Origin of the sequence: Streptomyces chiangmaiensis (assembly GCF_036281785.1) — a bacterium.
Lineage (GTDB): Bacteria > Actinomycetota > Actinomycetes > Streptomycetales > Streptomycetaceae > Streptomyces > Streptomyces chiangmaiensis.
In genome coordinates this window covers 1-19098 of the sequence record NZ_JAYWVC010000009.1, presented here as the reverse complement: position 1 = coordinate 19098, position 19098 = coordinate 1, and the positions used below count along the sequence as shown (strand labels likewise).

Below are 19098 nucleotides of genomic sequence, written 5' to 3'. Positions count from 1 at the left end.
GGCGGATCAGCCTTCCTGAAGAGTGGTCAGGCCGTGTTCGATGAAGACGGGCACCAGCCCGCCGATGCGGTCGAAGCCCGGTCCGACCGTCTGGCCGAGGGTGTAGCGGTAGTGGATGCCCTCGAGGATCACGGCGAGCTTGAACCAGGCGAACGCCGTGTACCAGGAGACGGCGGCGAGGTCCCGCCCCGAGAGCCGGGCATACCGCTCGATCAGCTCCGCGGGCTCCGGATGACCGGCGGCCTCGGCGGTGGTGGAGACGGGGGAGTGGGGCGCGCCGAGCGGCACGCTGTACATCACCAGCAGGCCCACGTCGGTGAGCGGGTCGCCGAGCGTGGACATCTCCCAGTCCAGGATGGCGGTGATCCGGTCGTCGTCGCCGAGCAGCACGTTGTCCAGGCGGTAGTCGCCATGGATCACCGTGGGCGCGGGGGAGGTGGGCAGTTCACGGCCGAGCGCCGCGTGGAGCTCGTCGATGCCGGACAGCTCCCGGTTGCGGGAGGCGTCCAACTGCTTGCCCCAGCGCCGCAGCTGACGGTCCAGGAACCCCTCCGGGCGGCCGAAGTCCGCGAGGCCCACCTCGGCCGGGTCCACGGCGTGCAGCTCGACCAGTGTGTCGACCAGGCCCAGGACCGCCTCCCGCGTGCGCTGCGGGCCGAGCGGCTCCAGTTGCCCCGCGGTGCGGTACGGGGTGCCCTCGACGAAGTCCATCACGTAGAAGGGGGCGCCCAGCACCGACTCGTCCTCGCACAGCAGGACGGGACGCGGCACCGGGACGGCGGTCGGGTGCAGCGCGCTGATCACCCGGTGCTCGCGCTTCATGTCGTGCGCCGTGGCCAGGACGTGTCCGAGCGGGGGACGCCGTACGACCCACTTGGAGGTACCGTCCGAGACGGCGTAGGTGAGGTTCGACCGCCCGCCCTCGATCAGCCGCCCCGTCAGCGGGCCGGTGACCAGTCCGGGCCGCTCGGCGTCGAGCAGGCCGCTCAGCCGGTCGAGATCGAGACCTGGCGGGTGGTCTGGGCTCATCGTTGCTCCTCCGTGCGCGGGAAACAGGACCTGAATCATGATGCCGACCGGTCGGTATGTCGTCCAGTGCGCGGAGTGAACGTGATCGGCGCCACGGTGCCATGGTGGCGCCCGGGGGTTTTCGGCCGGTCGCGTGCGGCCACCGTGACCCGTGCGGGGCGATGTGGCGTCAGTGGTCGTCCCAGTGCCCCTCGTGTTCGGCGTGACGGTGGCCGTCGTGCAGGTAGTCGACGTGGTCCCCGTGCCGGACCGGGCGGTGGCCGCAGCCCTCGCCGTGCTGGTGTCCGTGCTCGCCCTCGTGGGCGACATGCATGCTGGGCTCGCACTCGTCCCAGTGGCCGCGGTGCAGATGGCCGTCGTGCGCGTAGTCGACGTGATCCCCGTGCGGCACGGCCTCGTGGCCGCAGGCCGGGCCATGACTGTGGTCGTGCGCGGCGTGTTCCTGGTGGAGGGTGCTCATGGCGCTCACCTTCGGAGGTGTCGTGCAGTGACGGCTCAGGCTAACGGGATGAAGTGGTGCATTTCCGGCTCATCCGGCAGGTGTGCCGTCCTGGTGCCCCGAGCCGGTCGCAGCACTAGAACACCAGCGCCACCGCGCACACGGCGAGGGCTACCGTGCAAAGGGTCGCGCCGACGGCATGGCGCACGGTGAGACGGGGCGGCCGGCCGGGGGCCGCCGTCGCCAGAGCGTGGATGCGCAGGTGGGCGAGGGCCAGGAAGCCGAGCCAGAGCAGACTGCACAGGGCGACGGCGGCGAGGCCGGCCGCCGTCCCGGTCCGCAGTGCCGTCTTCGCGGCCAGCACGGCGGCCACGGTGCCCGACAGGGAGGTGCGCCGCCAGGCGAGCCGGGTCCGCTCCGGCTGGAGCCCCGGGTCGCGGTCCCGGTCCGGGGTGCTCATCCTTCCCAGCCGACGACGACGACCACGACCATGACCACGGCGACCACGGCGACCACGATGCTCAGCAGGGCCGGGAAGCGGGAGGCGGGAAGGTCCTCGCCGCGTCGCATGGCCCGCTCGCAGCGCACCCAGTGGTTGATGGCGCGCAGTGAGCACAGGACCCCCGCGCCCAGCAGTGCGAGGGCGAGCCCGACGCGCCAGGCCGAGCTCAGGTTCGGCAGGAACTGGTCCACGGCGAAACCGCCGCCGATCAGCGCCAGAGCGGTGCGCAGCCAGGCCAGAAAGGTGCGCTCGTTGGCCAGCGAGAAACGATAGTCGGGCGTACGGCCTTCCTCCCGGACCTCCTGGGGTGCGAACCACAGCCGGACGTTCCGTACGAATTCGCTCACGTGGAGGACCCTACAGGGCCGGTCACGCACCGCGCGCAGGGCCCGGGGCGGCGGGATGGCGGTCAGCCCGCGGCGCGCCGGAACTCCTTGAGGCGTTCGTAGGCGGCGAGCCCGTCCGGGACCCACTCCCACTCGGACAGGCGGCGTTCCACCTCGTCCTCGGGCAGGAAGGCGTGCCAGGCGACCTCCTCGGCCTGGGGGCTGACAGGCAGGTCACAGCGGACCTGGTAGACCGACGACCACCAGGTGCGGCCGGCGCCGTCGTCGTACAGGAACTTGAGGACCGGCTCGGGCCGGGGCAGACCGCTGACGCCGAGCTCCTCCGCGGCCTCCCGCAGGGCGGCGTCGTCGTAGCTCTCTCCCGCGCCGACGACCCCGCCGACGAACATGTCGTACAGGGACGGGAAGACGAGCTTGGTGGGGGTGCGGCGGTGGACGAAGAGACGGCCCTCGACGTCCCGCGCCTGGATGAACACGCACCGGTGTCGCAGCCCGCGCGCATACGCCTCCCCGCGCGGCGACTGTCCGATGACCCTGTCGTTCTCGTCCACGATGTCGAGGAGTTCGTCAGCGGCACTCATGGCCCCATCCAAGCAGTCACGGACCCGGGGAGCACCGGGGGTCACGGGTTGTCGGCCCCGGCCCGTCACCGCGGCTGCAGGTCCTTCTCCCGCTCCGGCTCTCCCAGTCCCCGTGGCAGGGCCGGGTGCAGGCCGAGCAGCACGATGCCGAAGACGATCGCCGCGAGCCCGACAGCCTCCCAGGCCAGTGCACCTGTGTCCGTGTGCAGCCGGTCCCCGAGGAAGCCCACCCCGCACAGGATTCCGGCCAGCGGCTGGGCCGCGGTGAGTGCCGGCAGCGACATCCGCAGCGGCGCCGTCTCGAACGCGCTCTGCACCAGGATCAGCCCCGTCACCCCGAGCACCAGCACGCCGTAGGGCTGCCAGCCGGTGATGAACTCGGTCCAGCCGCCCTCGGTGAGCCGCTGCCCGCTGACCCGGGTCAGCGCGTCCTGCACGCCGTACAGCAGACCCGCCGCGAGTCCCAGCAGCACCGGCCCGATGATCAGCCTCGACTTCTTCGCATACGTCGTCAGCAGCAGCGCGACGCCCACGACCACGCCGATGATCAGCCAGTGCCGCACGGGATCCGTGACCGCGTTGCCCGCTTGGGGCTGACCGGCCACGATGAAGGCCGTGACGCCGCCGGCCAGCAGCAGGAGCCCGGACCAGCCCTGGCGCCCGAGGGGCTGCTTGGTCTGCCGGCGGGACTCGGCGAGGGCGAACAGCAGGTTCGTGGCCACCAGCGGCTCCACCAGGGAGATCTCGCCGTGGGCCAGTGCGATGGCGCTGAGGATCATGCCGGTCACCATCAGGCCGAGGCCGCCGAGCCAGCGCGGCATCCTCATCAGGTCCAGCAGCAGCCGCGGCGAGAGGAAGTCGCTCAACGGCGCCTGCTGGGCGGCGCTCTGCTGCAGCACGAACCCGGTGCCCAGGCAGAAGGCGGCGCTCACGGCGAGAGCCAGAACCAGTACCGACACGCTTTACCTCGATGATTCGGCGGAGTCACGGGATGCGTATCACGCCGACTGTAGCGCTCACCGCTGTGCACTGCCCGCGCTTGACCGCTTCTCGTCGGGCCCCGCCCGCGGAACGGCCGTTGGGCACGAGTACCCGTTCACACCCGGTTGACTCGCTCACCCTTCTGGCCAAAGATCTGGGCCGTCGGCAACAAGGTACCGACCGGTAGTCACCGCGAGAGGACGGGCGCATGGCCTACGACGCTGATGTCATCGTGATCGGGGCAGGCCTCGCCGGGCTCACGGCCACCGCGGAACTGGTGGACGCCGGCCGGAAGGTGATCCTCCTCGACCAGGAGCCGGAGCAGTCGATGGGCGGCCAGGCGTTCTGGTCGTTCGGCGGCCTGTTCTTCGTCGACTCGCCGGAGCAGCGCCGCCTGCGGATCAAGGACAGTCACGCCCTCGCCCTCCAGGACTGGATGGGCACGGCCGCCTTCGACCGCCCCGAGGACCACTGGCCGCGCAAGTGGGCGGAGGCGTACGTCGACTTCGCCGCCGGTGAGAAGCGGGCCTGGCTGCACGGGCAGGGCATGCGCTTCTTCCCGGTCGTCGGCTGGGCCGAGCGCGGTGGCTACGACGCCACGGGGCACGGCAACTCCGTGCCCCGCTTCCACATCACCTGGGGAACCGGTCCGGGAGTGATCGCACCGTTCGTGCGGCGGGTACGGGCCGGGGTCGCGCGCGGTCTCGTCGAGCTGAGGTTCCGGCACCGCGTCACCGGCCTCGCGCGCAGCGCGGGTGACGTCGACACCGTCACCGGCGAGATCCTGGAGCCGTCGGACGTGGAGCGGGGCAAGGCCAGCAGCCGCGTGGTGGCCGGCGCCTTCGAGTACCGGGCCCAGGCGGTGATCGTCACCAGCGGCGGCCTCGGGGGCAACCATGAGCTGGTGCGCGCCAACTGGCCGGAGCGTCTCGGCACCCCGCCCGAGCGCATGGTCTCCGGTGTGCCCGCGCACGTCGACGGCAGGATGCTCGGCATCGCCGAGGAGACGGGCGCCCGGCTGATCAACCGCGACCGCATGTGGCACTACACCGAGGGCCTGCACAACTGGAGCCCCATCTGGGACAACCACGGCATCCGCGTCCTGCCGGGCCCCTCCTCCCTCTGGCTCGACGCCCGCGGCCGGCGTCTGCCGGTCCCGCTCTTCCCCGGCTTCGACACGCTCGGCACGCTCGAGCACATCATGAGGACCGGGTACGACTACACGTGGTTCGTGCTGGACCAGAAGATCATCGGCAAGGAGTTCGCCCTCTCCGGCTCCGAGCAGAACCCCGACCTCACCGGCAAGTCGGTCAGGGATGTGATCGGGCGGGCACGAGCGGAGGTGCCGGGACCGGTCAAGGCGTTCATGGACAACGGCGTCGACTTCGTCGTCGAAAAGGACCTGGGAGCGCTGGTGCGCGGCATGAACGCGCTCACCGAGGAGCCGCTCATCGACGAGAGCGAACTGCGCCGCGAGATCGTCGCACGCGACCGGGAGATCCAGAACCCCTTCACCAAGGACCTCCAGGTGACGGCGATACGTGGCGCCCGCAGGTTCATCGGCGACCGGCTGATCCGTACGGCCGCCCCGCACCGCATCCTGGACCCCAAGGCGGGACCGCTGATCGCGGTGCGCCTGAACATCCTCACCCGCAAGACGCTCGGCGGTCTTGAGACCGACCTCGCCTCACGGGTGCTGACCGAGGGCGGCGCCCCGCTGCAGGGCGTGTACGCGGCCGGGGAGGCGGCGGGCTTCGGCGGGGGCGGGGTGCACGGCTACCGGTCCCTCGAGGGCACATTCCTCGGCGGCTGCCTGTTCTCGGGACGTACTGCCGGCCGGGCGGCGGCGAAGGCGGTCGGATAGGCGGCCGAGGGAGGCGGGTTCGGCGGTGCGGCCGGAGCGGGCCCGGACGCGGCGCCGCTCGATTGGTCGAGCGGTCAACCCTCGTGCCATGCTGGCGAGTTGAAGCGGATATCGTGTGGGTTCACCCTTGACGCAAACCGTTGGTATGGGGTTCACTGTGCGTGATCGAGCCTTGACGAACCGCGTTCTGTGAGGAATCCCCGCGGTGCCACCCCCACCCCCACCCCCGCCGTCTTTCGGCCGCGGCCGAAAGCGTGCGGCCCAGGTCTTCGACGCCGCGCTCGACGACACCGAGCTCGTCGCCGCACGGGCCGCCCTCGCGCGGGGGCGCTGGGCCGCCGTCCGATCCCTGCTCGCCGTGACCGGCGACGACTGGGACCGCCGCGGCCACCGGGTCACCGTGCTCGCGCAGGAGCCCACCGCCCTCGGCTGGGCCCGTGACTGGCAACTCGCCGAACCGGACTCGCCCGGTGCGTCCGCCCTCGCTGCCCACGCGCTCGTGCACCGCGCGCTGGAGGGCAAGGAGCGCCCGGACACGGCCCGCGAGGCCTGTCTGGCGGCGGCCGCACTGGCCCCCGAGGATCCCACGCCCTGGCTCGGCCGGCTGATCCTCGAGCGCTCGCTCGGCACCGAGGAGGAGGTGCTCCGCCTCTTCGACGAGGTCCGCGCCCGTTACGCCGACCACCATCACGCGCACCACCTGATGATCGCCCGGCTCGCCGAGCGCTGCGCCGACGCCGGCCAGGACCCGCTGCACGAGGTGTACGACTTCGCCAATTGGGCCGCCGAACAGGCCCCCGCCGACTCGCCGCTCGCCATCCTCCCGGTGGTCGCGCACGCCGAGCGGTACCGCGTGCTCGCCGCCGGCGTCGAGTCCGCCGATCCCGTCGCTTCGGGGCACTGGGTGGGGCGGCGGGCCCGCCAGGTGATGAATGCCGCGTTCGACTGGTGGCTGGAGTGGGAGCGCGAGGACCACCCGCGTCGTCATGTCGACCTCAACTTCCTGGCCCACGCCAAGCACTGCGAGGGCCGGGGCGCCGAGGCCGCGGCCCTGTTCCACCGCATCGGGCCGTACGCGACCCCGGCGCCGTGGTCGTACCCGGACCGCGACCCACACCAGGCATTCCGTACCGCGCGCGCATGGGCGCTCGGTGCGGTGTGACGGCTCCCCGCCGGAACGATCCGAAAGTCCCGCTCACACGATCCGAAAGGACAACCGCGAGATGACGACCGGCAGTTCGAGTACGAGCAGACCGGCCGCCGCCGACGGCGGCGCCATCAGCACCTTCAAGGGGCAGGAGCGCGCGCTGCGTGCGGACCGGCTCGGCACGGCGGGACTGCTGCTGTCCGTGCTGGCCGCGACCGCGCCCCTCATGGTGGTTGCAGGTGTCATGCCCACCACATTCGGGGTGATGGGCATCGTCGGCCAGCCGCTGCTCTTCGTGATTCTCGGGGTGGTGCTGGCCCTGTTCTCCTTCGGGTACGCGGAGATGAGCCGTCACGTCCACAACGCGGGCGCCTTCTACGCCTACATCGCCCGCGGTCTCGGCGGCACGGCGGGCGCGGCCTCGGCGGTGGTCGCCCTCGTCGCCTACAGCGCCCTGCAGTTGGGGATCTACGGCATCTTCGGCTTCGAGGTCTCCGGGCTGTTCGCCACTTATCTGGACCTCCAGGTCGCCTGGTGGATACCGGCGCTGGCCGCCGTCCTCGTCGTCGGCGTGCTCGGCTGGCTGAAGATCGACGTCAACGCGCGCGTGCTCGGCGTGCTGCTGCTGATCGAGGTCGCGCTCGTCGTCATCTTCGATGTGGCAGCCGTGGGCGACCCCGCCAAGGAAGGCCTGTCACTGCACGCGTTCAACCCGGACACGCTCACCGGCGCGGGCGTCGGCACGGCGCTGTGCTTCTGCATCGCCGCCTTCACCGGCTTCGAACAGGCGCCCGTCTACGCCGAGGAGACCAGCCGCCCGCACGTCCTGGTGCCCCGCGTGATGTTCCTCGCGATCGGCTTCGTCTCCGTCTTCTTCGCCATCAGCTCCTGGGCGCTGACGATCGCCGCGGGGCCCTCCGCGATCGTCCCGGCCGCACAGAAGCAGAGCGCGGGCCTGCTGTTCTGGCTGACCGAGTCCCTCCTCGGCCACACCTTCACCGACGTGCTGCACGTGCTGTTCGTGACGGGTATGTTCGCGGCGCTGCTCAGCTTCCACAACGTCGTCGCCCGGTACGCGTTCGCCATGGGCCGAGAGGGCCTGCTGCCGACCGTCTTCGGGCGTACGACGGGCGCGAGCGGAGCCCCGGGCTCGGGATCGCTGCTGCAGAGCGCGGTGTCCACGGTGGTCGTGATCGCCTTCGCGGTGACCGACGGCAAGCCGAGCGGCGATCCGACCGCGCCCGTGCTGCAGCTGTTCACCTGGTTCGGCAGCGTCGGCGCGCTCGGTGTCACCCTGCTGATGGTGGGAGCCTCCGCCTCGGTGATCGTCTTCTTCGCGCGCCGCGGGTCTGCGGGCGCGCAGGCCTGGCGGCTCGTCACCTCCGCGGTGTCGGGTCTCGCGCTGCTCGTGATCGTCGGCTACACGGTCAAGGACTTCGACGTCCTGGTCGGCACGGGTCCGGACTCCGTCCTCGGATGGCTGCTCCCGGCGATCATCGGCGTGGCCCTGGTGCTCGGTCTTGTCCAGGGGCTGCTGCTGCGCTCGCGCAGACCACAGGCACACGCCCGCATCGGCCTGGGCAACGAGGCGTTCCAGCTGGAGAAGGCGGCGGAGTCGGCGGGCTGACCGGGCGCGGGCGGAGATCCACTTCATGAGAACCGGTTGAGAAGTGGTTACGGAATCCTGACGGGCACCCGGTCCCCCTGGCCCCCAGGGGGTGCCGGGTGCTCGAATCGTGGTGTGAACCCTAAGCGACCCGAAGAGGGGGACGCCCCGAAGCCCGCGGGCCGGGAGGCGCCGGAAGACAGGGCCGCCGGCAGCCCGATCGGCCGCCGGGTCCTGCTGGGCACCCTGGGGCTCGGCGCGCTCGGCGTGGTCGCCGCGCCCGTGCTCCAGCGCGGCCTGGAGACCTTCCTCGGCGGTGTCTCCGGCAAGGACCCGACGGGCCTGACCGGACTGCTGCCCAACGGCGGTGGCTTCCGCTACTACTCGGTGACGGCGTCCGTCCCCCGCAAGACCGAGACGGACTACCGCCTCACCGTCGACGGCATGGTCGACCATCCGGCGACGTACACGCTCGCCGACCTGCGCGCCCTGCCGCAGACCCGGCTCGTGCACGACGTCCAGTGCGTCACGGGCTGGCGGGTGCCGAAGACGCCGTTCGAAGGGGTGCGGCTCTCCACGCTGCTGGACGCCGCGGGCGTCGATCCGTCCGCCGGCGCGGTCCGCTTCACCTGTTTCGACGGCGCGTACACCGAGAGCCTCACTCTCGACCAGGCACGCCGGAGCGATGTCCTGGTCGCCCTGAAGATGCAGGACAAGCCGGTCAGCCACAACCACGGCGGCCCGGTGCGCCTCTATGTCGCTCCCATGTACTTCTACAAGTCGGCCAAGTGGCTCTCCGGCATCACCGTGACCCGCGGTGTGCGCCCGGGCTACTGGGAGGAGCGTGGGTACGACGTGGACGCGTGGGTCGGCAGGTCGAACGGACGCGACGATGCACCCACCAGTTGAGGCCCCGGCCCGTGCCGCGCGCGTACGCCGCTTCAGCCGAGGCGAGAAATGGGTGCACCGTGTCACAGCCGTGCTGATGGGCGTGTGCGTGGCGACGGCCGCCTGCCTGTACATCCCGGCGTTCGCTGAGCTGGTGGGCCGCCGCGAACTGGTGGTCGGGATCCACGAATGGGCCGGCCTCATGCTTCCGGTCCCGGTCCTGGCGGGCCTCGTCTCCCGGGCCTTCCGCAAGGATCTCGGCCACCTCAACCGATGGGGGCCGCACGACCGGATCTGGCTGCGCGCGGCGCTGCGTCGCGACCATCGCCGTGCCTCGCGTCCCGCCGCCAAGTTCAACGCGGGGCAGAAGACGTACGCGGCCTGGATCGCGGGTGCCACGCTGGTGATGCTCGGCACGGGGCTGCTGATGTGGTTCACCCACCTCACCCCGTTGGTGTGGCGCACCTCGGCGACCTTCGTCCACGACTGGCTCGCCCTGACCATCGGCGTGGTCCTGGCCGGGCACATCGGCATGGCCCTCGGCGACCCGGAGGCGCGGCGGGGGCTGCGGACGGGCGAGGTCAGCCGGGAGTGGGTGGAGCGGGAGCACCCCTTGTGGCGGCCGTGACCGGCACGGCCGCCACGCTCAGGGCCCGAGGTCCGGCAGCACCTTGCAGGACCGGCTTCGGTCCGCCGCCAGCACACGCCGTCCCGCCACCGGTCCGGCCCGCGGTACCGCATGCATCGCGACGGCCGGCGGTTCGGTGAGTGCCGCCCGACGCAGCCCGAGACCTGCCGGAACGGCCCTCAGCCGGTCGGCGGGAACGGTCACCCGGGCCGCGAACCCGCCCTGGTACATGCGGGGATCGGGCCGTGCTGCCGAGGTAGCGGGTGTCCCGGCACACGTTCCGGCGTCCGTCCGCGCACTGTTGCTGTCCAGGATCCGGTGCCAGCCGGAGTCCGTGAACTCGGGCAGTGGCGCCCGCAGTTGCATGCCCGCGTTGTCGACCAGGATGTCGAGCGGGCCCACCCGCTCCTCGACGTCCGCGACCCCGGCGGCCACCGAGGGGCCGTCGGTGACGTCGAACACAGCCGTGCGGACGTCACCGGGCGGCCCGGCTGCCGCCTCGGCGAGCCTCGCGGCGTCCCGTCCGTCCAGGACGACCGTGCAGCCGGACTCGGCGAGGCCGCGGGCCGGGGCGGGCCCGATGCCGCGGCTGGAGCCGGTCACCGGTGCCGTACGACCGCCGATGTCGAAGAGGGGGTGAGCCGTCATCGCCGCACTAGATCACCAGGGACAACAGCAGGACCAGACCGCCCGCGACCACCGAGATGATCGTCTCCATGACGGACCAGGTCTTGACGGTCTGTCCGACGCTCAGTCCGAAGTACTCCTTGACCAGCCAGAATCCGGCGTCGTTGACATGACTGAAGAACAGCGAGCCGGCGCCGATCGCCAGCACGAGCAGCGCCGCGTGGGTCGTCGACATGTCGGCCGCGAGCGGTGCGACCAGACCGGCCGCCGAGACAGTGGCGACGGTCGCCGAACCCGTCGCGAGCCGGATGGCCACCGCGATCAGCCAGCCCAGCAACAGCGCGGGGATCGACCAGTCCTTGGATATGTCGAGGATCATCTGGCCCACGCCGCTGTCGATCAGCGTCTGCTTGAAGCCGCCGCCGGCACCGACGATGAGCAGGATGCCGGCAATGGGCATGAGCCCCTTCTCGACGGTCTGCGAGATCCGCTCCTTGCTGAACCCGGCCGGGCGGCCCAGCGTGAAGATGCCGACGATCACAGCGGAGAGCAGCGCGATCAGCGGCGAGCCGATCACGTCGAACACACGCTGTACCGTCTTCGCCGGGTCGTCCACGACGATGTCGACCAGCGCCTTGGACAGCATCAGGACGACCGGCAGCAGCACGGTGGCGAGGGTGGGTCCGAAGCCGGGGCGCTTCTCCAGTTCCTCGGACGGACGCGGCTGGATCATGCGCTCCGGGACCGGGACGTCCACCCAGCGGGCGGCGACCTTCGAGAACAGCGGACCCGCGATGATCACCGTGGGGATGGCGACCAGAACGCCGAGCGCCAGCGTCACTCCGAGGTTGGCCTTGACGGCGTCGATGGCGACCAACGGGCCCGGGTGCGGGGGGATCAGACCGTGCATCACGGACAGGCCCGCGAGCGCCGGGACGCCGATGCGCATCAGGGAGTAGTTGCCGCGCTTGGCCACCATCAGCACGACCGGGATCAGCAGCACGATGCCGACCTCGAAGAACAGCGGCAGACCGATCACCGAGGCGATCAGGACCATGGCCCAAGGCATCGCGCGGCCCTTCGCCTTGGCGAGGATCGTGTCGACGACCTGGTCCGCGCCGCCGGAGTCGGCGAGCAGCTTGCCGAGGATCGCGCCCAGCGCGATCAGTACGCCCACACCGGCGACGGTCGAGCCGAGCCCGGTGGTGAAACTGGTGATCGCCTTGTCGAGCGGCGCCCCGGCGAACGCGCCCAGTGCGAGCGAGCCGATGGTCAGGGCCAGAAAGGCGTGGAGCTTGAACGTGGTGATGAGCAGCACGATGACGGCGATACCCGCCAGTACCGCGATGCCCAGCTGAGCGTGGCCCGCCGATGTGATCGGCTCGACGGTGTCCGCTGCCAGCATCTCGCTGAGTCTGGTCACGGGGGGTTCCCTTGGGTGAGGAGAGGAACTCTCGGTTTCGGGTGAGGAAAGCCCTCGGCACGGCGGCCCCGGGGAGAGGAGCACGCCACAAGAGCCGAGGGGTAGTGCGAGGTTGGGGACCTACGGCGCGGTGGAGGACCGCTCGAAGTCCCGCAGGGCGTTCACGGCGCGGTCGGTGATCGCCTCGGGACTGCCCGAGACGTCCACCGCGACCCCCGGCTCGTCCGGCTCCAGCGGCTGGAGCGTGGCGAACTGGGAGTCCAGCAGTGCGGTGGGCATGAAGTGCCCCTGCCGGTGCGCCATCCGGTCCTCGATGAGCGAGCGGTCGCCCGTGAGGTGCACGAAGACGATGCCGGGAGCCGCGGCCCGGAGCCGGTCGCGGTAGGCCCGCTTCAGCGCCGAGCTGCTGACCACCCCGCCGAGCCCCGCCCGCTCGTGGGCCCAGGCGCCGATGGCGTCCAGCCAGGGCCAGCGGTCCTCGTCGTCGAGCGGGATTCCGGCCGACATCTTGGCGATGTTGGCCGGGGGGTGGAAGTCGTCGCCCTCGGCGTACGGAACGCCGAGCCGGGAGGCGAGCAGGGGCCCGATCGTGGTCTTGCCCGTGCCCGCGACGCCCATGATCACGACGACGTGGGGGGTACTCATCGCTTCCTCGCTGTCTTCGCCGACTGTTGTCGACGTCACTGAAACCGATTAGGTACGACGAATTCAAGAGTCTGTGACAAATAAGTCTGACTTTTTCTTCTCGTGACCTGCCTCGTACTCTGAGTGCATGAGCACACCGGGCCGGGGGCTGCACGGCCGTGTACTGGACTCCCTCGGCCCCGCGATCACCGCGGGCGCGTACCCGCCGGGCAGCGTTCTGCGCACCGACGAACTCGCCCAGCACTTCGAGGTGTCGCGGTCCGTGATGCGCGAGGCGGTGCGCGTCCTCGAGTCGATGCACCTGGTGGAGTCCCGCCGCCGCGTGGGCGTCACGGTCCGTCCGGAGTCCGAGTGGAACGTCTACGACCCCCAGGTCATCCGGTGGAGGCTGGCCGGCGCCGACCGCCCGCGGCAGTTGCGCTCGCTGACCGTGCTGCGCTCGGCGATCGAACCCGTCGCCGCAGGACTGGCCGCGCGGCACGCCACGGCCGAGCAGTGCGCCGAGCTCACCGAGTGCGCGCTGGGCATGGTCGCCCACTCACGCGGCCATCAGCTGGCGGGCTATCTGGTGCATGACGTGGCCTTCCACCGGGTGATTCTGGACGCGTCGGGCAACGAGATGTTCGCCCGCCTGGGCGATGTCGTCGCCGAGGTCCTGTCGGGCCGGACCCACCACGACGTCATGTTCGAGGACCCCGATCCGGCCGCGGTCACCCTGCATGTGCAACTTGCGGAGGCGGTGCGGGAGGGTGACCCGGTCCGCGCGGAGCAACTGACCCGAGAGATCACGGTCGGCGCGCTGCAGGAACTGGACATCCTGGCGCCCTAGTGCTGCGACCGGCAAGATTCACCGGCTCGCGACGCCCGGCACGGCACCTCGCCGCGTTGTCGTGTCACCCGAGTACATCCAGTGCGCGGGTGATGCTGCGCCTTGCGGTGCTCCCCCCACTGCCCGAAGGGCGTGAGAGGTGCCCCCAGGACGCCGCGAGCTTTCCGGCAAACCCTTCCGGCCACAGCACTGGCCGGGGCGCCGGCCCCGGAACGCCCGGCGGTCAGGGGCGCCGCCCGGTGCCGTCAGTCGAGGAAGTCCCCGTCGACGTACACCCATGCCCCGTCGACCTGTTCGAACCGGCTGCGCTCGTGCAGGGTGCCGCCCCGGTAGGAGGCACGGAACGTCACGGTTCCCGCGGAATGGAAGGCCGACCCGCCGGTCGTCTCCAGGACCTCGAGACCGGTCCAGCGCATCCCCGGGTCGAGGTCGAGCCGCGCGGGCCGGGTGCGCGGATGCCAGGTCCGCAGCAGATACCCCGTGTCCCCCCTCACGAACGCGCTGTACCGGGACCGCATGAGCGCCTCGGCGGTCGGCGCGACCCCGGCGCCCGCGTGGAAACGGCCGCAGCAGCTCTCGTACGCCTCGGGCAGCCCGCACGGGCAGGAACGCGTGGTCATGGCGCCATTCTGCCCGCTCCGGCGAGGCGCCCCACGGGCACCATGCGGCACGCGGCCATCGGAGTCACAGTGGAAGAAAGCCGCTCGCTCCTGTGCCTCGCTGCCTCGTACGGGTGTGAGCAGGTGTGAGGAGGACGGAAGATGACTCGAGCGACAGGCAACCGGCCTCCGTCCGCCAAGGAGTGGAGGCTGAACCTGTACCTGTCCGAACGCGACCCTGCCACCAGGGCCCGGGTTGTCCTGGACACCGGTGACAACGTTCTGGAGAGCTGTGCCGAGGCCCACCGGAACCCGTACGACTCGGCGGTGCCCGAGATCGGCGACGAACTCGCCGCGGGACGGGCCCTGATCTCGATGGGCCGGCAGCTGCTGCGCGCCGCAGCGGGCGGCATCACGGCGGCCGGGGCCCCGGAGGACGCCCCGCCCGCTCCGCTCTGGTTCCCCCAGGAGTGAGGAGGCGGCATCGTGGTCTTCACGGATCGTCTCGAAGCAGGCCGGCAACTGGGCGAACGCCTGCGACACCTCAGGGGAGAGGACGTCGTGGTCCTGGGGCTGCCCAGGGGAGGCGTGCCGGTCGCAGCGGAGGTCGCCCAGGTGCTCGGCGCCCCGTTGGACGTCTGCCTGGTCCGGAAGCTGGGCGTGCCCTTCCAGCCTGAGCTGGGGATGGGCGCGATCGGCGAGGACGGTGTGCGCGTGATCAACGACGCGGTGGTCCGCGAGGCGCGCGTCACACCGTTCGAACTGGCACAGGTCGAGGAGCACGAACGCGACGTACTGGAGCGACGCGGCCTGCGCTACCGGGGCGGACGCCCACCGGTCGGCGTCGAGGGACGCACCGTCGTGATCGTCGACGACGGCGTGGCCACCGGATCGACCGCGCGGGCCGCCTGCCGGATCGCCCGTGCCCGAAGAGCGGCGCGGATCGTGCTCGCGGTGCCCGTCGCGCCGCGGGACTGGACCGCGCGGCTGAGTGGGGAGGCCGATGAGCTGGTCGCCCTGGACACGCCGGTGGACTTCTTCGCGGTCGGCCAGTTCTACATCGACTTCGCCCAGGTCGGCGACGAGGAGGTGGCCAACTGCCTGGAACGGATGGCGGGCCGCCCCAGCGGGTTCGCCGGAGCCGGGCCCACGGACCGGGAGGTGGAGGCGGCTGCCGGTGCCGTCCGGCTGCGGGGCCGGATGACCGTGCCCGAGGGCGCGAGCGGGATCGTGCTCTTCGCGCACGGCAGCGGCAGCAGCCGGCACAGCCCGCGCAACCAGTTCGTCGCCACGGGACTGAACCGGGCCGGGCTCGGCACGCTGCTGTTCGACCTGCTCACCGAGGAGGAGGAGCGGGACCGGGCCAATGTGTTCGACACCGGTCTGCTGGCGGAACGGCTGGCCGACACTACCGACTGGCTGCGCGGACAACCGGAGGCCGAGAGTCTCGCCCTTGGATACTTCGGCGCCAGCACCGGCGCGGCCGCCGCCCTGTGGGCCGCCGCGGAGCCGGGCGCGGAGATCGCGGCCATCGTCTCCCGCGGCGGTCGGCCCGACCTCGCCGGGCCCCGGCTTGCCGCCGTCGGCGCACCCACGCTCCTCGTCGTCGGCAGCGCCGACCTGACGGTGCTCGACCTCAACCGGCAGGCCCAGGCCCGGCTGCGCTGCGAGAACCACCTCGCGATCGTGCCCGGCGCCACGCACCTGTTCGAGGAGCCCGGAGCGCTGGAGGCGGTGACCGAACTGGCCCGTGACTGGTTCACCGACCATATGGCCCCCGCCCACGTCTAGTGCTGTGGCCGGAAAGGTCTGCCGGCAAGCTCGCGTCGCGAGCCGGTGAACCTTTCCGGTCGAAGCACTGGCGTCCGGGATCCGCGCCGCCGGTGCCTCGCACCGCGCCCGCGACCGTCTTAGCTTGGGAGAGTGCAAGGCGACGTCGTCACCGTGTTCTTCGGCGGTGACGTGATGCTCGGCCGGGGCGTCGACCAGATCCTCCCGCATCCCGGAGATCCGGCGCTGCGGGAGTCGTACATCCACGACGCCCGGGCCTATGTCGGTCTGGCCGAGGAGGCGAACGGGCCCATTCCCCGGCCGGCCGCCTTCTCCTGGCCCTGGGGCGAGGCGCTGCCGATCCTGGACGCGGCCGGGCCCGACGTGCGGGTGATCAACCTGGAGACCTCCGTGACCCGGGACGGGGACTTCGCGCCCGGCAAGGGCGTCCACTACCGCATGAGCCCGGGCAACCTGCCGTGCCTGGCCGCCGCCCGGCCGGACGTCTGCGCCCTCGCCAACAACCACGTGCTCGACTTCGGCCGGCGCGGACTCGAGGAGACGCTCGACTCCCTGGCAGGAGCGGCGCTGCGGACGGCGGGGGCGGGCCGGGACGCCGTAGCGGCGCAGCGCCCGGCCATCGTCCCCCTGCACACGGGCGGCCGTGTGCTGGTGTTCTCCTTCGGGATGGCGTCCAGCGGGATCCCGGACGACTGGGCCGCCGCCGAGGACCGAGCCGGTGTCGACTTCGTCAGGGAGCCGTCGGTGGCGGCCGCGGCCGCGTTCGCCGGCCGTCTGCGGCAGATGAAGCGCCCGGGCGACATCGCGGTCGCCTCCGTGCACTGGGGCGCCAACTGGGGCTACGACGTCTCCCGCGCCGAGATCGGCTTCGCCCATGCGCTCGTCGATGCAGGGGTCGACATCGTGCACGGGCATTCCTCGCACCATCCGCGCCCGCTGGAGGCGTACCGGGGCCGGCTCGTCCTGTACGGCTGCGGTGACCTGGTGGACGACTACGAGGGCATCGGCGGCTACGAGAGGTACCGCGACGACCTGCGGCTGCTGTTCCTGGTGTCGGTGCAGCAGGACTCGGGCCGGCTGGCCGGAGTCCGGATGGTGCCCCTCCAGGCACGCAGGATGCGGCTGGAGCACGCATCGCCCGAGGACACACGGTGGCTGCGTGACGTACTCGACCGGTGCGGCCGGGAGTTCGGCTCCCGCGTCGACGCCGAGTCCGACGGCACGCTCACGCTCCGTCCCCTGCGCGCGGCACGGCCCGTGTGACCCGCCCCGCCACCGCGGCGCCGCTGCCTCCGGGCGGTGTCCGTCCCGTGGCGGACCCGAGGAGGGTCACGCGGACGCGCCCTTGCGCAGGAACCGGCGCAGGCTGCGCAGCGGCCAGGTGTTGATCACATCGTCGGGGGTGAGCCAGCCGCGCTGCGCGGTGCCGATGCCGTAGCGCAGCTGGGCGAGGTGGAGAACGGAGTGGGCGTCGGTGTTCACGGCGAACTTCGCGCCGTGCTCCTTGGCGCGCAGGATGTCCTCGTCGCACAGGTCGAGCCGGTCGGGCTGGGCGTTGATCTCCAGCGCGGTACCGGTGCGTGCGCAGACGGCGAACACCTCGTCCCAGTCGGCGTCGACTCCCTTGCGTTTGCCGATCAGCCGAGTCGTCGGGTGGCCGAGGACGTTGACGTGGGGGTTCTCGCAGGCGCGCACGAGCCGTGCGGTCATCTCCTTGCGGCCCAGGTCGAAATGCGAGTGCAGCGAGGCCACACAGATGTCGAAGCCCGCGAGGAACTCCTCGGGCCAGTCCACGTCCCCCTCGGGGCCGATGTTGAGCTCGGTACCGTGCAGCAGCCGCATTCCGTGACGGGTGCCGTCCAGCGCCCGTATCCGCTCGCGCTGGGCGAGGGCCTTCTCGTCGGTCATGCGCTGCATGTACAGACGGGGCGCATGGTCCGTGATCGCGTAGTACGCGTAGCCGCGTTCGGCGGCGGCCGCCACCATCTCCTCCAGCGGTGCGAGACCGTCGGTGAGGTCCGTGTGGGTGTGCAGGTCGCCGCGGATGTTCCGCTCGGTCACCAGGTCCGGCAACTCGCCGCGCAGCGCGGCCTCGATCTCCCCCCGGTCCTCACGCAGCGTAGGTGGTATCCAGGGCAGTCCGAGCCGGGCGTACACCTCCTCCTCGGAACGGGAGGCGACCGACTCCCCGCTGTCCACGTCGAACAGGCCGTATTCGGAGAGCTTCAGCCCCTGGCGGACGGCCATGGTGCGGGTGCGGATGTTGTGGGCCTTGCTGCCGGTGAAGTACTGCAGTCCTGCACCCCACGACTCGGGCGGCAGGACCCGCAGGTCCACCTGGACACCCTTGGTGGTGCGGATCGACGTCTTCTTCGTGCCGTGGGCGATCACCTCCGCGGCCGACGGCAGCGCGGCGAGCGCGTCCATGAACGGCGCCGACCGCTGCGCGGCGACGAGGACGTCGATGTCGCCGATGGTCTCCTTCATACGCCGCAGGGACCCGGCGTGGGTGCAGCGCCTGCAGCCGCTCACCCCCGAGAGCTCGGAGACGATCTCCTCGGCGGTGTCGAGGGCGAGGTGCAACGGGATACGGCCGCCTGCCTGTTGCATCAGGTCGATGCCGTGCAGGAGGTTCTCCTGCGTCTTCTCGCCGAAGCCCTTCAGATCGTGCAGTGCGTCCGCCTCGATGGCCGCGGCCAGTTCGCTCACCGAGGAGATGTGCAGGTCCTGGTAGAGCCTCATCGCCTTCTTCGGGCCCAGTGTGGGGATGGTGATGAGCTCCCGTACCCCGGCGGGGATCTTCGCCCGGCGTTCCTCGACCGCCGTGACGGTGCCGGTGCGCAGGTACTCCATCACCTTCTCGGCGATCGATCTGCCCACGTTCGGGATGTCCCGCAGACCGTCGGCGTCCAGCCGTGAGACGTCGGCGGGATGGCCGCCGATGGCGCGCGCGGCCTTCTCGTAGGCGCGCACCTTGAAGGCGTCGCCTCCCGTGATCGCTATGAGGTCCGCGTACTCCTGAAGGAGCGCCTCGACCTCTTCGTTGGGCCGGGCCACACCTCAGAGTCTAGGAAGGGGCGCGCTCGGGGGGCCAGCGGAGGCCGCGCCCATGCGGGAGTGGAAAACGCGAATGGTGCCGACCGGGACCCGGTCGGCACCATTCGCGGTGAAA

19 protein-coding genes and 2 pseudogenes are annotated in these 19098 nt (G+C 71.4%); 9 read left to right on the top strand and 12 right to left on the bottom strand.

The window, feature by feature from the left end:
* Positions 1-6 precede the first annotated feature (6 nt).
* The 6 genes from VXC91_RS05000 to VXC91_RS04975 all read right to left on the bottom strand — a co-directional run bounded on the left by VXC91_RS05000 (position 7) and on the right by VXC91_RS04975 (position 3857).
* Positions 7-1029, bottom strand: a complete 1023-nt coding sequence (locus tag VXC91_RS05000) for a phosphotransferase family protein (protein ID WP_329505394.1) — start codon at positions 1027-1029, stop codon at positions 7-9.
* Between the two features lie 169 nt (positions 1030-1198).
* Positions 1199-1489 (bottom strand): hypothetical protein, encoded by a 291-nt coding sequence (locus VXC91_RS04995; protein ID WP_329505393.1) that lies wholly within the window; start codon positions 1487-1489, stop codon positions 1199-1201.
* A gap of 115 nt (positions 1490-1604) precedes the next feature.
* Entirely contained in the window at positions 1605-1928 is a 324-nt protein-coding gene (locus tag VXC91_RS04990) for a DUF202 domain-containing protein (protein WP_329505392.1), read from the bottom strand.
* The gene (locus tag VXC91_RS04985) at positions 1925-2317 is read right to left on the bottom strand and encodes a YidH family protein (RefSeq protein WP_329505391.1); all 393 of its coding nucleotides are present in this window, start codon (positions 2315-2317) and stop codon (positions 1925-1927) included. Before VXC91_RS04985 ends, VXC91_RS04990 begins: the two co-directional genes overlap by 4 nt.
* 62 nt (positions 2318-2379) lie before the next feature.
* Positions 2380-2898 carry an NUDIX hydrolase gene (locus VXC91_RS04980; protein WP_329505390.1) on the bottom strand — a complete coding sequence of 173 codons (519 nt, stop codon included), beginning with the start codon at positions 2896-2898 and terminating at the stop codon, positions 2380-2382.
* Between the two features lie 65 nt (positions 2899-2963).
* Positions 2964-3857 carry a DMT family transporter gene (locus tag VXC91_RS04975; RefSeq protein WP_329505389.1) on the bottom strand — a complete coding sequence of 298 codons (894 nt, stop codon included), beginning with the start codon at positions 3855-3857 and terminating at the stop codon, positions 2964-2966.
* 230 nt (positions 3858-4087) lie between these two features.
* Between VXC91_RS04975 and VXC91_RS04970 the strand changes: the two genes are divergently transcribed.
* From VXC91_RS04970 to VXC91_RS04950, 5 genes are all read left to right on the top strand, one after another.
* A complete protein-coding gene (locus tag VXC91_RS04970; protein WP_329505388.1) occupies positions 4088-5743 on the top strand; it encodes an FAD-binding dehydrogenase in 1656 nt (551 codons plus the stop codon).
* A gap of 205 nt (positions 5744-5948) precedes the next feature.
* On the top strand, positions 5949-6905 hold the full coding sequence (locus VXC91_RS04965) for a hypothetical protein (protein ID WP_329505387.1): 957 nt from the start codon (positions 5949-5951) through the stop codon (positions 6903-6905).
* Between the two features lie 61 nt (positions 6906-6966).
* On the top strand, positions 6967-8517 hold the full coding sequence (locus tag VXC91_RS04960; protein WP_329505386.1) for an APC family permease: 1551 nt from the start codon (positions 6967-6969) through the stop codon (positions 8515-8517).
* Between the two features lie 114 nt (positions 8518-8631).
* Positions 8632-9405 (top strand): molybdopterin-dependent oxidoreductase, encoded by a 774-nt coding sequence (locus VXC91_RS04955; RefSeq protein WP_329505384.1) that lies wholly within the window; start codon positions 8632-8634, stop codon positions 9403-9405.
* Positions 9389-10012 carry a cytochrome b/b6 domain-containing protein gene (locus VXC91_RS04950; protein WP_329505383.1) on the top strand — a complete coding sequence of 208 codons (624 nt, stop codon included), beginning with the start codon at positions 9389-9391 and terminating at the stop codon, positions 10010-10012. Before VXC91_RS04955 ends, VXC91_RS04950 begins: the two co-directional genes overlap by 17 nt.
* A 69-nt stretch (positions 10013-10081) precedes the next feature.
* Here the strand turns inward: VXC91_RS04950 and VXC91_RS04945 are convergent.
* The 4 genes and pseudogenes from VXC91_RS04945 to VXC91_RS04930 form a co-directional block, all read right to left on the bottom strand.
* Positions 10082-10313, bottom strand: a pseudogene (locus VXC91_RS04945) (L-idonate 5-dehydrogenase); the annotation flags it as partial.
* Positions 10313-10660, bottom strand: a pseudogene (locus VXC91_RS04940) (SDR family NAD(P)-dependent oxidoreductase); the annotation flags it as partial. The pseudogenes VXC91_RS04945 and VXC91_RS04940, both read right to left, overlap by 1 nt.
* 7 nt (positions 10661-10667) lie before the next feature.
* Entirely contained in the window at positions 10668-12062 is a 1395-nt protein-coding gene (locus VXC91_RS04935) for a GntP family permease (protein ID WP_329505381.1), read from the bottom strand.
* Between the two features lie 120 nt (positions 12063-12182).
* Positions 12183-12707, bottom strand: coding sequence for a gluconokinase (locus VXC91_RS04930; protein ID WP_329505380.1), 525 nt, complete (start codon positions 12705-12707; stop codon positions 12183-12185).
* A 127-nt stretch (positions 12708-12834) separates the two neighbouring features.
* Between VXC91_RS04930 and VXC91_RS04925 the strand changes: the two genes are divergently transcribed.
* Entirely contained in the window at positions 12835-13536 is a 702-nt protein-coding gene (locus tag VXC91_RS04925; protein ID WP_329505378.1) for a FadR/GntR family transcriptional regulator, read from the top strand.
* Between the two features lie 245 nt (positions 13537-13781).
* Here the strand turns inward: VXC91_RS04925 and VXC91_RS04920 are convergent, their stop codons facing one another.
* Positions 13782-14156, bottom strand: a complete 375-nt coding sequence (locus VXC91_RS04920; protein ID WP_329505377.1) for a YchJ family protein — start codon at positions 14154-14156, stop codon at positions 13782-13784.
* A 141-nt stretch (positions 14157-14297) separates the two neighbouring features.
* Between VXC91_RS04920 and VXC91_RS04915 the strand changes: the two genes are divergently transcribed.
* The 3 genes from VXC91_RS04915 (at position 14298) to VXC91_RS04905 (ending at position 17189) form a co-directional block, all read left to right on the top strand.
* A complete protein-coding gene (locus VXC91_RS04915) occupies positions 14298-14609 on the top strand; it encodes a dsRBD fold-containing protein (RefSeq protein ID WP_329505375.1) in 312 nt (103 codons plus the stop codon).
* Positions 14610-14621: 12 nt separating this feature from the next.
* Complete coding sequence (locus VXC91_RS04910; protein WP_329505373.1) at positions 14622-15926, top strand: phosphoribosyltransferase family protein; 1305 nt, start codon at positions 14622-14624, stop codon at positions 15924-15926.
* Positions 15927-16058: 132 nt separating this feature from the next.
* Positions 16059-17189, top strand: a complete 1131-nt coding sequence (locus VXC91_RS04905) for a CapA family protein (protein ID WP_329505371.1) — start codon at positions 16059-16061, stop codon at positions 17187-17189.
* Between the two features lie 66 nt (positions 17190-17255).
* On the opposite strand, the gene polX is transcribed toward VXC91_RS04905, so the two are convergent.
* Positions 17256-18983 (bottom strand): DNA polymerase/3'-5' exonuclease PolX, encoded by a 1728-nt coding sequence (polX, locus tag VXC91_RS04900; protein ID WP_329505370.1) that lies wholly within the window; start codon positions 18981-18983, stop codon positions 17256-17258.
* Positions 18984-19098: the final 115 nt, after the last annotated feature.

Bases quoted from the DNA above. Each gene is read 5' to 3' on its own strand.
- VXC91_RS05000 (WP_329505394.1), bottom strand. From the start codon at position 1,029: ATGAGCCCAGACCACCCGCCAGGTCTCGATCTCGACCGGCTGAGCGGC.
- VXC91_RS04920 (WP_329505377.1), bottom strand. From the start codon at position 14,156: ATGACCACGCGTTCCTGCCCGTGCGGGCTGCCCGAGGCGTACGAGAGC.
- VXC91_RS04970 (WP_329505388.1), top strand. From the start codon at position 4,088: ATGGCCTACGACGCTGATGTCATCGTGATCGGGGCAGGCCTCGCCGGG.
- VXC91_RS04925 (WP_329505378.1), top strand. From the start codon at position 12,835: ATGAGCACACCGGGCCGGGGGCTGCACGGCCGTGTACTGGACTCCCTC.
- VXC91_RS04980 (WP_329505390.1), bottom strand. From the start codon at position 2,898: ATGAGTGCCGCTGACGAACTCCTCGACATCGTGGACGAGAACGACAGG.
- VXC91_RS04930 (WP_329505380.1), bottom strand. From the start codon at position 12,707: ATGAGTACCCCCCACGTCGTCGTGATCATGGGCGTCGCGGGCACGGGC.
- VXC91_RS04950 (WP_329505383.1), top strand. From the start codon at position 9,389: ATGCACCCACCAGTTGAGGCCCCGGCCCGTGCCGCGCGCGTACGCCGC.
- VXC91_RS04915 (WP_329505375.1), top strand. From the start codon at position 14,298: ATGACTCGAGCGACAGGCAACCGGCCTCCGTCCGCCAAGGAGTGGAGG.
- VXC91_RS04990 (WP_329505392.1), bottom strand. From the start codon at position 1,928: ATGAGCACCCCGGACCGGGACCGCGACCCGGGGCTCCAGCCGGAGCGG.
- VXC91_RS04995 (WP_329505393.1), bottom strand. From the start codon at position 1,489: ATGAGCACCCTCCACCAGGAACACGCCGCGCACGACCACAGTCATGGC.
- VXC91_RS04960 (WP_329505386.1), top strand. From the start codon at position 6,967: ATGACGACCGGCAGTTCGAGTACGAGCAGACCGGCCGCCGCCGACGGC.